Below are 11,870 nucleotides of genomic sequence, written 5' to 3'. Positions count from 1 at the left end.
AAGCGGCCAAAATCAACCGCTTGCCGTTTTGCGGGACATGCCGGCAGATCGTCGTTTCGTTATCTTTTTTGGCGCTCGTGTCTCACCATTGGCCGGACGGATCTCATAGACCTCCGACGGCTCTTCCATCTCGCGAACGCCTTTGAAGGAAGGATGCCGCAGCTTCCCGTCTTGCGTCCATGCGCGATACTCGATGTCGGCAACGAGCATTGGACGGGCAAAAAACGCTCCCTTGCGAGTGAGTGCGACCGCTGGCTGCTCGGCCGGTATCGCGTTTAGGACCTCGCGGAGCATTGCAGATTCCTGATAGTTCCAGCCGGTACCGCAACCACCGACATAGACGAAGGCATCACCTTTCCTCGCCGCCAGCAGCAGCCGGCCGACCGCACCGGGAACGAGAGAGATGGGCCAAAACGTTGGCGGCGTCCCATCCTCGCTGCCCGAGAAGTGGGATCTGCCCCCAAGACTCAAAAAGCCGGTCGACTACCGCAGATACAGCGCCGATTGAATGGGGGTAAATGCCGTTGGCTAACCCTTTGGCTAACCTAACTGGATAACCACCATATAACTAATTGAAATCATTATATTTTGGTGGGCCCGGAGGGACTCGAACCCCCAACCAAGCGGTTATGAGCCGCCGGCTCTAACCATTGAGCTACAGGCCCACTCTGGATCTGCAGGCTTCCTCAAATCGCAATGATCCGAGGATGAGACATGCAGCAACTCTAAGTGCTGCAGCGACCGTTCCCGTCTCAGATAAAACGTGTGGCGCTGCAGCGATCCAGCTTCGCGAACCAATGGCAGTTCGCGGATGGCAAAGGCTCTAGCGGAAAACCTTTTTGCGGACAAGCCATTGCCGCAATGCTCACACAATCGCTAAGCATGAAGGCGCAGGGACGGAACAACCGGAGAGACATAGACCATGATTTCCACACGCACTGCCCGCACGCTTTCGATCGCCGCCTTCGCCGCCGCTTTTGCCGGCGTGGCCGCCGCTCAGGCTGAGGAGTCGGACAAGGACAAGGCAACCATCGTCGTTGCCGGCGAAGGTCGCGCGACGGCCGCGCCTGACATGGCGGTCCTGCAACTCAGCGTCGTCAAGGACGCCAAGACCGCCCGCGAAGCGCTCGACGCCAACAACAAGACCATGGCCGAGGTGCTGAAGGCGTTGAGGGCCGACGGCATTGCCGATCGCGACCTGCAGACGAGCGGCTTTTCGGTGAACCCGCAATACAACTACCCGACCAACAATGATGGCGGCAATCGCCCGCCGGAGCTGATCGGCTACCAGGTGATAAACGGCGTCAGCGTACGCGTGCGCGATCTCACCAAGCTCGGCGAAATCGTCGACAAGTCGGTCACCCTCGGCGTCAACCAGGGCGGCGGCATCCAGTTCACCAACGACAAGCCGGAACCCATCATTACCGAGGCGCGCAAGGCCGCCGTTGCCGATGCCATCGTCAAGGCGAAAGTTCTCGCCGAAGCCGCCGGCGTTTCGCTCGGCAAGGTCGTCAACATCAGCGAACAGGGTTACCGCCCCGAGCCGGTCCCGATGATGCGCGCCGGCATGGCCAAGGAATATGCCGCCGACGCCGTGCCGGTTGCAACCGGCGAGAACAGCTACAACGTGATGGTCAACGTGACCTTCGAAATCAAGCAGTAAGACTGACTTGCAAGCCCGCCGCGACCCGTGCGGGCTCTCACCCTTCTCGCCCCCGGTGCCGGAGATCGGCGCCGGGGGCGATGTGTTTTGGGCGGCAGGCTTCCTGCATGTCTCCTTGAATCGACCTCGATTTAAGGACGAAGACATGCAGCAAATCAAAGTGCTACAGCGACGTTTGCGCGTCTGATAGGACGCGCGGCGCTGTAGATGCCGGTCCGCGAACCCTGGCGGAAGCTGCGAAGCCGGCCGCTGCCGTGGCTGCGGCGGCCCGACGCTCTCATCGACACCTCTTGCCAGGGACCGATCTCCTCAAGACCAAATCCAGCCCGTGATGTGTCCGCTATCTCCCCGAACACCTGTCAGGTGTCCCCCCGGACCGAACACGTGAGGCCAGGATCCATATTCTGGCCGCTGTCGACACAGGTTCTGAGGTCGAACCCAAGGATGCCCGTGAGCAGAAGCCTTCCCCCGAGACAAACGGCGTCGGGGACGGTCTCGGAGTGCACGTTGCGAGCACGATCCGATTTCTCACAAACGAAAAAGCCCCCCATGCCGAAGCATGAGGGGCCATTCTTCCGCCGGCCGGGGGAGACAAGGCGGGAAGATCTCAGGATCGGAGCTTACCAGCGGCCGATCGTCGGGCAGCCGCGGGCATTGGCGAAGACGATCGTCTGGCGGTAGCCGTGGCGGCGGCCCTCGACGACGACGCGGCGCGGCGTGACGTCGGCGACATAGGCGCGACGCAGGCCGTGGTCGCGTGCCTTGTCGACGGCGATCCACGGCGCGCAGCGGCCGCGGCGACCCCGATCCCAGTGGCGGTCGCGGCCACGGTTCCAATCACGCTCGTCGCCATAGCCGCCGTTATAGTCGCGGTACTGCACGTCGATGCCGTCAGCCGGGCCGAAGCCGAATTCGATCGAGTCCGCCGAGGCGGTGGAGGCTGCGCCAAGCAGGCCGGTCAATCCGATGACGGCGGCGGCAGCAGCGTTAAAAAAGCGGTTCTTCATGACATCTCTCCAGGCTTGAAGGGTTCAATGGGCAATCACCGTCCCAAGCGATTGAGCAGAGGATAGGTGGCCCAAGCTGAACGACAGCGGAACCTGGTATTCATGGAAGGTTCAGATAGCCGGTGCGTGATTCCCGATGCTCGCCTCCGGCGAGATTCGGCGCGCGGCAGGTTGCACCCAGCAAAGCGGGAACGCTGTAACATTTTGATAACGCTGAATTTCTAAAGGCGGAGGCACCGGCACACCGTGTTGGACACTGCCGGACATTCATCTCGCCGACGCTTCCCCTGTTTGACAGATCGAGTGCAGCCGTCGCCGGCCGCGCCCGAAAACCACCCGGGATTTGCTGGCCCCAAGCGCGCGATCAGCCGATCCGCGGGCAGCCATAGGCGTTGGCGAAAACGACCCGGCTCAGGAAACCGCGGCGCCAGCCGACGACGACAACGCGCGAATGCGTGACGCGCTCGACGCGGGCGCGGTGAAAGCCGAGACGCCAGGCCCTGCGCAACGCCTCGCGTGACGAACAGTAGCCGCGGTGGCGGACGAGATCGACATCCGTACGGTCGACCATCGGCACCGGCATCGGGGCCGCAGCCTCCGCCGGCAGGGTCACGAAACTCGTCACGGCGAGCGCAACGCCCAGAACCGAATTGCGAAGCATGGCTTTCATGCATCATCTCCCGATCAACGCGAAACAAGAACCCGGCCTGCAACCGCCAGCATACGATAGGCGGGTCGCAGGGCGGCGTCATCCCCGGCCCCCGTCCTCCCGCTTATCCGCCGGAAGGTCCGCCGGCGAGCAGGCGCTCGAAGACGCGGATGTTGCGATAGTGGCTGAGGCGGGTAATGACGCCGTCCTCGATCTCGAAGACGAGCACGCTCGGAATGGAATAGCCCTGGCCCGATGCGGCCGGGAAGCCCTCCATCGTCTCGCGGTAGGTGCCACGCGCCGTCAGGTCCGCCGCCACGCGCTGGCCGAAGGCGTCGCGCATCAGCACGACGTCGCCGAACTGCTCGTCGAAACGGCGCAGATAGTTCATCAGCCAGGCGCGCAAGGGCCCGGCGCCGACGGTGCGCTGGCCGGTCATCGAATCAAGCTCGATATCCTCATGGACAAGCCGCGCCAGCGCCTCGAAATCACGCTGGTTCAGCGCTTCGATGAAGCGATTGGCAATGGTCTGTGCATCCGTCATTGCTGCTCCTCTCCGGCGCCGCGCGAGAGCCCCGCTGATCTCAAAGCTCTAACTAGAACGGATCCCGCTGCGGTCAATTGCGCCGTGTTGCATCCATCGGACGGCGGTCAAGCGCCAAGGTGCAGCACGACCTCGCGGCGGTGCGGCCGGTCGCGATGTTCGAAGAGATAGATCCCCTGCCAGGTGCCGAGCGCCATGCGACCACGGGCAACGGGAATGCCGAGCGAAACCGACGTCAGCGCTGCTTTGATATGCGCCGGCATGTCATCCGGCCCCTCCTGTGTGTGCACGACCCAGCTCATCGAGGGATCGGAGGACGGCGGCACCAGGCGGCGGAAGAAGGTGTCGAGGTCGCGCCTCACATCCGGGTCGGCGTTTTCCTGGATGAGAAGCGAGCAGGACGTGTGCCGGGCGAAAACGGTCAAAAGCCCCTCGCCGTCCGTGTTGGCCCGCACGAAGGCGGCCGCCTCGTCGGTGAATTCGTAGAGCCCCTGGCCGCGCGTGGAAATGGTGATGCTCGTCTGCGGCATATCGATCTCCGACGGAAAGCTGCACCCGCTGCTACGGCGGCGCGTGTCTATCAGACGCGCAAAAGCCGCTGTAGCACTTTGAAATGCTGCATGTTTTGTCCCTTAATCGGCAACGATTAAAGGCAACATGCAATAGGCAGGTGCAACACGTTGATTTGCCCAACGCTTCTATCCCCGGACCGTTCCCGGTCCAAGGCAGTCCGTCGCAAGAAAAGCGCCATGCGCCGGCTACATCTCGAGAAAGGTCTGGAAGCCGCCGTAAATCATGCGCTTGCCGTCGAAGACTTCCTTCCAGGCATCGCCCTGCAGCCGCGGGTCAGCCATCACCTTGGCGACGATCGTGTCGCGGTCGGCGCGGGACTTGTAGGCGATCCACGAGAAGACCACCGTCTCGTCGTCCTTGGCCTGCACCGCGCGGGGGAAGGACGTCACCTCGCCATAGGGCACGTCGTCTGCCAGGCATTCGTTGTAGGAGAGCGCGCCATATTCCATCCAGACGTCGCCCGCCGCCTTGGCCATCGCCTTGTACGCCTCGATATTCGCCTTCGGCACGGCAACAATAAAACCATCGACATAGGTCATTGAGAAATCCTCCTTGGTTCTTTCGACCAGCATAGGACGTTCGGGGCGCAAAGGTTCCGACACCCCCTTCGATTTTTTTCAGGCGGCGCCTGTCGGAACGGGCGTCGCCCATTCGTCCTCGTTGGTACCAATGACCACGGGAGACATATCCATGCAGAAGATCACGCCCTTTCTCTGGTTCGACGACCAACTGGAGGATGCCATCGGCTTCTACACCTCCATCTTTCGCGACGCCCGCGTCACCGACATCAACAAGGGCCCCGATGGCAAGGCCTTCACCGCAAGCTTCGAACTCGAGGGGCAGCATTTCATGGGCTTGAACGGCGGCCCGCATTTCAAGTTCAGCGAGGCGGTATCGTTTTTCGTGCGCTGCGCCGACCAGACGGAGGTCGACTATTATTGGAACCGATTGCTCGAAGGCGGCACGCCGCAGCGTTGCGGCTGGCTGAAGGACAAGTTCGGCCTTGCCTGGCAGATCATTCCCGACGCGCTGATGCGGCACCTTAGCGATCCCGATCCGGCACGCGCTGCCCGCGCCCAGCAGGCGATGATGGGCATGGTCAAGATCGATGTCGCCGAGCTCGAGCGGGCAGCGGCGGGTTAGCGCCATTCCCACCCGCGCGGTGCAACAGGTGCTCGGTCCGTGGAGCTGGTCAGCTCCCGCAGCCGCGCAGTTGCTGGCTATAGACCGAGGCAATGCCGGCCGCCCGTTTCGCTCCGGTCTTGGCCGTCTCGCTCCAGTTGCCGCGGGCGTAGCCGGCGTGGCCGTGGTAATAGGCGATATAGAGCCGGTAGGCGTCGTTGAGCGCGATGCCGTTCTGTTGTGCGCTTTCGCGATGGTACCAGGCGATGAAGCGGATGGCGTCGCCGAAGTCCGAGCGTCGCGCCGCCCAGCGGCCGGTCTCGCTCTGGTAGCGCGCCCAGGTGCCATCAAGCGCCTGGGAGTAGCCGTAGGCGGTTGAAACGCGCGTCCAGGGAATGAAGCCGAAAAGCTTGGTGCGCGGCGGCCGCGCATTATGGCGGAAGCCGGACTCGGTATAGATCGTCGCCATCAGGATCGGCACGGGCACGCCATATTCGCGCTCGGCGCTGTAGGCGGCACGGCGCCAATTGTTGAATAGGCCATCTCGCTGCTCGAAAACCGCGCAGGCATTCCGGGTGTCTCTCGGCACCGTTCCGCAGCCGGCCAGCAACAGGAGGACGACGACAAAAACACAACGCATCGTAGAACCTCGGGTTTCCGAGAGATTGATAAAGTGTAAACGTTAAGGATCTCTTTTGATTCAAAGACAAACGATCGGGAGAACGGCATGACGAAGTCACAAGTGCTGCTGCCGATGCTGTTTGCCGTGAGCCTTGGCGGTGCGGCAAATGCCGCCGACATCGGACGGCTTTATCTAAGCGATGCCATTGTCACCGGCACCGGCGAGGTCAACCGGCAGATCGGCTTTCGCGCGTGCCTGAGTGAAGTTTTGGTCAAGCTGTCGGGTGATCCGACGATCCTCGACGCGCCCGGCTTCGCCGCGCTCGAGGCGGAAGCCGGCAGCTTCGTCTCGTCCTTTTCCTACCGCGACCGGCTCGAAGGCGTTCCGATCCATGACGAACAGGGCACTCACGACCGCCCGCATGATCTCATCTGCCGCTACGACCCGGCGACGCTCGACCCGCTTCTTGCAAAGCTCGGACGAAAGCCATGGCTTGAACCTCGCCCGGTGATCACCGTTTTGCTGGCAGTTAAGGATCAGAAACGCCGTTTCGTTCTGGCGAGCGACGGCGACGAAAGCCCCTACATGGCCGACTCGCTCCGCGCGGCCGCGGCACCGCTGGCGCTTTCCGTCATCCTGCCGGACAGGGCGGCCGTCGCCGGTGGAGCGCTGGACTTTGCCGCGATATCGCAAGCGAACCCGGAAAAATTCGCCAGGCTCGCGGTGCTCGGCAAGGGGGATGTGACGCTTGCCGGCACACTGGCCTGGTCCGACCAAGCCCGCGGCTGGATCGCCAACTGGCGGATGGCGTCGAACGGCAAAAGTCACGCGTGGCAAATCAGCGGCGTCAGCTTCGACGACGCTTTTCGCAACGCGCTACGCGGTGCGGCCCGCCTCCTCTCCGGAAACGGGTCGCCCTGAGCACTTCCGCTGTCCCTGCCCTTCAGCCTATCCGAGCGAGGCAATCAGTTCGCGATAGGCCGCCTCGGGAAACGCCTTGAGTGTGGTCGAGCGCACATTGCCGGCCATGCCGAGCGTCAGCGCGAAGCGCGCGGCGACCGCGTCATCCGGCGCCTCCACGACGGCCACCATGTCGTAGTCACCCATGGTCAGGAAGAAATGCTTGAAGGAGCCGCCCATCTCACCGAGCACCTGTCTTGCCGCGTCGAGCCGCTTCGGAGACTCGCGCACATTCTTGATACCCTGCTCGGTCCAGTTGAGGAGCATGACATAAGTGGTCATCCTACACCTCCACGGGGCACGCTTCACGCCCGCGGTGCGATTGCTCCCGCGTCTTAGACGAGGCGCCCCAATTGCTCCGAAAGCGCGAATATACTCCTGGGCGCAGAGCCTCACAATAAATCACATGGGTTAGGCAGAAACGGGGTGAGGCAGAAACGAAAAAGCCGGACACATGGCCCGGCCTTTCTGATTTTCAATGTTGCCCGACTTTAGCGAGGAACAAGCGCAGCTTGCTTAGCTGTCGAGGAAGCTTCTGAGCTTCCTGGAGCGGCTCGGATGCTTGAGCTTGCGAAGCGCCTTCGCTTCGATCTGGCGGATACGTTCGCGGGTGACCGAGAACTGCTGTCCAACCTCTTCGAGCGTGTGGTCGGTGTTCATGCCGATGCCAAAGCGCATGCGCAGCACGCGCTCTTCGCGCGGCGTCAGCGAGGCGAGAACGCGGGTCGTCGTCTCGCGCAGGTTTGCCTGGATGGCGGCATCGATCGGCAGCAGCGCGTTCTTGTCCTCGATGAAATCGCCGAGGTGCGAATCCTCTTCGTCACCAACAGGCGTTTCGAGCGAGATCGGCTCCTTGGCGATCTTCAGGACCTTGCGGACCTTTTCGAGCGGCATGGCGAGCTTTTCGGCCAGTTCTTCCGGCGTCGGCTCGCGGCCGATCTCGTGCAGCATCTGGCGAGAGGTGCGGACGATCTTGTTGATCGTCTCGATCATGTGCACCGGAATACGGATCGTGCGGGCCTGATCGGCGATCGACCGGGTGATCGCCTGACGGATCCACCAGGTGGCGTAGGTCGAGAACTTGTAGCCGCGGCGGTATTCGAACTTGTCGACCGCCTTCATCAGGCCGATATTGCCTTCCTGGATCAGATCGAGGAACTGCAGGCCGCGGTTGGTGTACTTCTTGGCGATGGAGATGACGAGGCGCAGGTTCGCTTCGACCATTTCCTTCTTGGCGATGCGCGCTTCGCGCTCGCCCTTCTGCACCATGGAGACGATACGGCGGAACTCGGCGATCGAGATGCCGGTTTCGGTGGCGAGATTCTGGATCTCCTGGCGAATGTCGCGGATCGTCTGGTTTTCGCTCTTGGCGAATTCCTTCCAGCCCTTGCCGGCGAGGTTGCTGATCGACTTCATCCAGTTCGGGTCGAGTTCGGCGCCCGAATACTGCTCCAGGAACGAGTCGCGCTTGACGCCATAGGATTCGGCAAGCCGCAGCAGGCGGCCTTCGTTCTGCATCAGCCGCTTGGAGATGTCGTAGAGCTGCTCGACCAGGCTGTCGACGCGGTTCTGGTTGAGCGACAGCGACTTGACCGCCTTGATCAGCTCGTCCTTGAGCTCCTTGTAGCGGCGCTCCTGGGCGGGCGAAAGCGTGCCGGTGGCAGCAAGACGGGCTTCCACCTGCTGGTCCTGCAGCTTGCGCAGCTTCTTGTAGGTCTCGGCGATGATGTCGAGGGTTTCCATGACCTGCGGGCGCAGTTCCGCTTCCATGGCGGCGAGCGAGAGGTTCGACTCGTCGTCGTCTTCCTCTTCCTCCTCGACCGGCATGGCATCGCCGCCGACATTGGTGATGTCGTCGTCGTTGGCGGCCGTGCGCACCTTGCGGGTCTTTTCCTTTTCCTCGGCAGCCTTGCGGTCGGCCTCGATCTTTTCCGGGCTCTGGAACTGCGGTGCAGCCTTGGCCTCGGGACCGGAATAGGTGGTTTCGAGATCGATGATCTCGCGCAGCAGCGTCTGGCCTTCGTTCAGTTCGTCGCGCCAGATGATCAGCGCCTGGAAGGTCAGCGGGCTCTCGCAGAGACCGGCGATCATCGTTTCGCGGCCAGCCTCGATGCGCTTGGCAATCGCGATTTCGCCTTCGCGGGACAGGAGCTCGACCGAGCCCATTTCGCGCAGGTACATGCGGACCGGATCGTCGGTACGATCGGTCGGTTCCTTCTTCTTGCTGGTCGCGAGCGCCGTGCCGCCGGAAGGCGCGAGTTCGCCGCCTTCGCTGTCGCCGTCGTCATCGCCGGCCTCGTCGTCACCGCCACCGGCCGCCTCTTCGGCTTCCTCGTCCTCGATCACGTTGATGCCCATGTCGGACAGCATCGCCATCGTGTCTTCGATCTGTTCGGAGGTGACTTCCTCGGACGGAAGGACGGAGTTCAACTCGTCCATCGTCACGTAGCCGCGCTTCTTGGCGGCCTTGATCATCTTCTTGACAGCGTCGTCGGAAAGATCGAGAAGCGGACCGTCCGGAGCACCTTCGCGTTCTACGTCGGCTTCTTCGTTTTCTTTGACTTTGGTTGCCATTTAGTTCGTCGCTTTCCTTGTCGCAACCGGCGTTAAGTCCGGTGCCAATGCCGCTCGAAGGTTCGGGCACGCCGCGTACCCGCCACCGAATCATTTCCCCTGACGTAACGGGATGATGTTTAATTCCTGTTTAACCACGAGTGCGATCGTGGCAAGCGGGCAAGCTCCGACAGTCCTGCCACTGAAACGCCTCTGGCATGATTCCCTAACCGCCGTGTCACTTCGCCATTTCTTATTCGGAAATGGTGATTCCCATAATTTTCGATCCCGTCAAGCATTTCCGCTGAAAAACCGGCTGATTCGGCAAAAATCGCCGTTCCTATCGCTTTTTGGGGTTTATCAGCTTCCGCTGAAGATGTAGGCGCTGCCCGCCAAAAGACAAGGGTACCGGGAATTTAATCGGCAAGGTCCCGTTGTGCCATATCCGCACCCGCAACCAGGGCTCCATCTTCCCTTTGTTGCCCAACCGAACGGCCGTCGCATTTGACGATCTTGGCCGCCTCCAGATCGAATTCCGACAGGCAGCGCCTCCAGGCAAGCGAGGGGCGGAGTGGCGACGCGCACGCAAAACAATTTCCCGAACGACCCGTTTCTGCCGAAAGTTCGCAAGTTTATTCCGGATTCTTGCTTGCGCCCGACCCGATCGCAGACGACCTTCGCCGCCGATTTATGGAGGCTCAGATGCTCATCAAGGAAACCGACGCCATGCGCGTGCTATCGATCGCACGGCGCCTCACCATTCCCGACGTCAAAGATGAAAGCGCCGCACTGGCGCCTGTCATCGAAGCAGAGATTGAGCGCGCCGGAATGGCGCCCGCCGGGCCCTGGATCTTCATCGCGCAGAACCTGCCGAAAAACGCCAAGACCCGGTTCGACTGGCGCATCTGCCGCCCGGTGACGGGCGGCGAGAACTATCGCGGCGAGCTCGAACTGATAGAACTGGCGCCGATCATGGTCGCGTCCGCCCTGCATCAGGGGCCGATGCGCAGCCTTTTCACCCAGGGCTACGCGCCGCTCGTCGAGGAGATCGAGATGAGCAGGCACAATTTCTCCGGCGAAAGCCGCGAGATCTATCATCGCTGGGCGGGCCAGGGCGCCCGCTACCACGAGATCGAGATCCAGTTCGGCCTCGCCAACTGAGCCGCCGCGCATCACGTGCACGACGGCCCATAAGGCTCACCAGTCCATGACGACCTTGCCGGAGTTGCCGGAGCGCATGGCCTCGAAACCGTCGCGGAATTCGTCGATCGTGATGCGGTGGGTGATGACCGGCGACAGGTCGAGGCCGCCCTGCACGAAGGCGATCATCTTGTACCAGGTCTCGAACATCTCGCGGCCGTAGATGCCCTTGAGGTTGAGCATCTTGAAGATCACCTTGTTCCAGTCGATCTCGAAGCCGGCCGGCGCGATGCCGAGGATGGCGATCTTGCCGCCATTGTTCATCTTGTCGATCATGTCGCGGAAGGCCGGGGCGGCACCGGACATCTCCAGCCCGACGTCGAACCCCTCGGTCATGCCGATCGCCTTCATCACGTCGGCAAGGTTTTCCTTCGAGGCGTCGACGACATGGTCGATGCCGACGCTTCTCGCGAGCGCCAGCCGTGTCGGGTTGATGTCGGTGATGACCACCTTGCGGGCGCCGGAGCGCTTGGCGACCAGCGCCCCCATGATGCCGATCGGCCCGGCGCCGGTGACGAGCACGTCCTCGCCGACGAGATCGAAGGACAGCGCCGTGTGCACGGCATTGCCGAACGGATCGAAGATCGCGGCGATCTCATCGGGCACGTCGTCCGGGATCGGCACGACGTTGTATTCCGGCAGGCAAACGAACTCGCCGAACGAGCCCGGCCGGTTGACGCCGACGCCGAGCGTGTTGCGGCACAGATGCCCGCGGCCGGCGCGGCAGTTGCGGCACTTGCCGCAGACGATATGCCCCTCGCCCGACACCCGTTCGCCGACATGGTATTTGGTAACGGCCGAGCCGACCGCGGCGATCTCGCCCATGAACTCATGGCCGACCACCATCGGTACCGGTATCGTCTTCTGCGCCCACTGGTCCCAGTTCCAGATGTGCACGTCGGTGCCGCAGATCGCCGATTTCTTGACCTTGATCAAGACGTCGTTCGGGCCGATCTCCGGCACCGGCACGCGCTCCA

14 protein-coding genes and 1 tRNA gene are annotated in these 11,870 nt (G+C 62.3%); 4 read left to right on the top strand and 11 right to left on the bottom strand.

What is annotated here, in order from left to right:
• Window positions 1-12: 12 nt before the first annotated feature.
• Together ACQ5BM_RS00075 and ACQ5BM_RS00070 are read right to left on the bottom strand one after the other, a co-directional pair.
• Complete coding sequence (locus tag ACQ5BM_RS00075) at window positions 13-471, bottom strand: hypothetical protein (RefSeq protein WP_429806348.1); 459 nt, start codon at window positions 469-471, stop codon at window positions 13-15.
• Between the two features lie 118 nt (window positions 472-589).
• Window positions 590-665, bottom strand: a tRNA-Ile gene (locus tag ACQ5BM_RS00070).
• Between the two features lie 257 nt (window positions 666-922).
• Here ACQ5BM_RS00070 and ACQ5BM_RS00065 point away from each other — a divergent pair.
• Entirely contained in the window at window positions 923-1,663 is a 741-nt protein-coding gene (locus ACQ5BM_RS00065; protein WP_429806346.1) for an SIMPL domain-containing protein, read from the top strand.
• 620 nt (window positions 1,664-2,283) lie between these two features.
• Here ACQ5BM_RS00065 and ACQ5BM_RS00060 read toward each other — a convergent pair.
• From ACQ5BM_RS00060 to ACQ5BM_RS00040, 5 genes are all read right to left on the bottom strand, one after another.
• Window positions 2,284-2,670 carry a hypothetical protein gene (locus tag ACQ5BM_RS00060; protein ID WP_429806344.1) on the bottom strand — a complete coding sequence of 129 codons (387 nt, stop codon included), beginning with the start codon at window positions 2,668-2,670 and terminating at the stop codon, window positions 2,284-2,286.
• Between the two features lie 364 nt (window positions 2,671-3,034).
• Window positions 3,035-3,340, bottom strand: a complete 306-nt coding sequence (locus tag ACQ5BM_RS00055) for a hypothetical protein (RefSeq protein ID WP_429806342.1) — start codon at window positions 3,338-3,340, stop codon at window positions 3,035-3,037.
• A 103-nt stretch (window positions 3,341-3,443) separates the two neighbouring features.
• The gene (locus ACQ5BM_RS00050; protein WP_429806340.1) at window positions 3,444-3,863 is read right to left on the bottom strand and encodes a ketosteroid isomerase-related protein; all 420 of its coding nucleotides are present in this window, start codon (window positions 3,861-3,863) and stop codon (window positions 3,444-3,446) included.
• A 107-nt stretch (window positions 3,864-3,970) separates the two neighbouring features.
• Complete coding sequence (locus tag ACQ5BM_RS00045) at window positions 3,971-4,393, bottom strand: secondary thiamine-phosphate synthase enzyme YjbQ (RefSeq protein WP_429806338.1); 423 nt, start codon at window positions 4,391-4,393, stop codon at window positions 3,971-3,973.
• Window positions 4,394-4,621: 228 nt separating this feature from the next.
• Window positions 4,622-4,975 carry a DUF1428 domain-containing protein gene (locus tag ACQ5BM_RS00040; RefSeq protein WP_429806336.1) on the bottom strand — a complete coding sequence of 118 codons (354 nt, stop codon included), beginning with the start codon at window positions 4,973-4,975 and terminating at the stop codon, window positions 4,622-4,624.
• Window positions 4,976-5,126: 151 nt separating this feature from the next.
• Here ACQ5BM_RS00040 and ACQ5BM_RS00035 point away from each other — a divergent pair, with 151 nt between their 5' ends.
• Complete coding sequence (locus ACQ5BM_RS00035; RefSeq protein ID WP_429806334.1) at window positions 5,127-5,579, top strand: VOC family protein; 453 nt, start codon at window positions 5,127-5,129, stop codon at window positions 5,577-5,579.
• 49 nt (window positions 5,580-5,628) lie between these two features.
• Here ACQ5BM_RS00035 and ACQ5BM_RS00030 read toward each other — a convergent pair whose 3' ends face one another.
• Window positions 5,629-6,198 carry a hypothetical protein gene (locus ACQ5BM_RS00030; RefSeq protein ID WP_429806332.1) on the bottom strand — a complete coding sequence of 190 codons (570 nt, stop codon included), beginning with the start codon at window positions 6,196-6,198 and terminating at the stop codon, window positions 5,629-5,631.
• Window positions 6,199-6,285: 87 nt separating this feature from the next.
• On the opposite strand from ACQ5BM_RS00030, the gene ACQ5BM_RS00025 reads away from it, so the two are divergent.
• Window positions 6,286-7,101, top strand: coding sequence for a DUF2066 domain-containing protein (locus ACQ5BM_RS00025; RefSeq protein WP_429806330.1), 816 nt, complete (start codon window positions 6,286-6,288; stop codon window positions 7,099-7,101).
• Between the two features lie 27 nt (window positions 7,102-7,128).
• Here the strand turns inward: ACQ5BM_RS00025 and ACQ5BM_RS00020 are convergent, their stop codons facing one another.
• Both ACQ5BM_RS00020 and rpoD read right to left on the bottom strand, forming a co-directional pair.
• Entirely contained in the window at window positions 7,129-7,422 is a 294-nt protein-coding gene (locus ACQ5BM_RS00020) for a GYD domain-containing protein (protein ID WP_429806328.1), read from the bottom strand.
• Window positions 7,423-7,656: 234 nt separating this feature from the next.
• Window positions 7,657-9,714: an RNA polymerase sigma factor RpoD gene (gene rpoD, locus ACQ5BM_RS00015; RefSeq protein WP_429806327.1), complete on the bottom strand. Its 2,058-nt coding sequence runs from the start codon at window positions 9,712-9,714 to the stop codon at window positions 7,657-7,659.
• Window positions 9,715-10,395: 681 nt separating this feature from the next.
• Here rpoD and ACQ5BM_RS00010 point away from each other — a divergent pair.
• Complete coding sequence (locus tag ACQ5BM_RS00010; RefSeq protein ID WP_429806325.1) at window positions 10,396-10,854, top strand: hypothetical protein; 459 nt, start codon at window positions 10,396-10,398, stop codon at window positions 10,852-10,854.
• Window positions 10,855-10,890: 36 nt separating this feature from the next.
• Here the strand turns inward: ACQ5BM_RS00010 and tdh are convergent.
• Window positions 10,891-11,870, bottom strand: a 980-nt coding sequence (gene tdh / locus ACQ5BM_RS00005) for an L-threonine 3-dehydrogenase (RefSeq protein WP_429806323.1), incomplete at its 5' end; no start/stop codon positions are given.

Source organism: Ensifer sp. B1-9 (genome assembly GCF_050474445.1).
GTDB lineage: Bacteria > Pseudomonadota > Alphaproteobacteria > Rhizobiales > Rhizobiaceae > Ensifer.
This window is presented reverse-complemented; position numbering and strand designations above follow the sequence as displayed.

Bases quoted from the DNA above. Each gene is read 5' to 3' on its own strand.
- ACQ5BM_RS00065 (WP_429806346.1), top strand. From the start codon at position 923: ATGATTTCCACACGCACTGCCCGCACGCTTTCGATCGCCGCCTTCGCC.
- ACQ5BM_RS00060 (WP_429806344.1), bottom strand. From the start codon at position 2,670: ATGAAGAACCGCTTTTTTAACGCTGCTGCCGCCGCCGTCATCGGATTG.
- ACQ5BM_RS00055 (WP_429806342.1), bottom strand. From the start codon at position 3,340: ATGAAAGCCATGCTTCGCAATTCGGTTCTGGGCGTTGCGCTCGCCGTG.
- ACQ5BM_RS00050 (WP_429806340.1), bottom strand. From the start codon at position 3,863: ATGACGGATGCACAGACCATTGCCAATCGCTTCATCGAAGCGCTGAAC.
- ACQ5BM_RS00045 (WP_429806338.1), bottom strand. From the start codon at position 4,393: ATGCCGCAGACGAGCATCACCATTTCCACGCGCGGCCAGGGGCTCTAC.
- ACQ5BM_RS00040 (WP_429806336.1), bottom strand. From the start codon at position 4,975: ATGACCTATGTCGATGGTTTTATTGTTGCCGTGCCGAAGGCGAATATC.
- ACQ5BM_RS00035 (WP_429806334.1), top strand. From the start codon at position 5,127: ATGCAGAAGATCACGCCCTTTCTCTGGTTCGACGACCAACTGGAGGAT.
- ACQ5BM_RS00030 (WP_429806332.1), bottom strand. From the start codon at position 6,198: ATGCGTTGTGTTTTTGTCGTCGTCCTCCTGTTGCTGGCCGGCTGCGGA.
- ACQ5BM_RS00025 (WP_429806330.1), top strand. From the start codon at position 6,286: ATGACGAAGTCACAAGTGCTGCTGCCGATGCTGTTTGCCGTGAGCCTT.
- ACQ5BM_RS00020 (WP_429806328.1), bottom strand. From the start codon at position 7,422: ATGACCACTTATGTCATGCTCCTCAACTGGACCGAGCAGGGTATCAAG.
- rpoD (WP_429806327.1), bottom strand. From the start codon at position 9,714: ATGGCAACCAAAGTCAAAGAAAACGAAGAAGCCGACGTAGAACGCGAA.
- ACQ5BM_RS00010 (WP_429806325.1), top strand. From the start codon at position 10,396: ATGCTCATCAAGGAAACCGACGCCATGCGCGTGCTATCGATCGCACGG.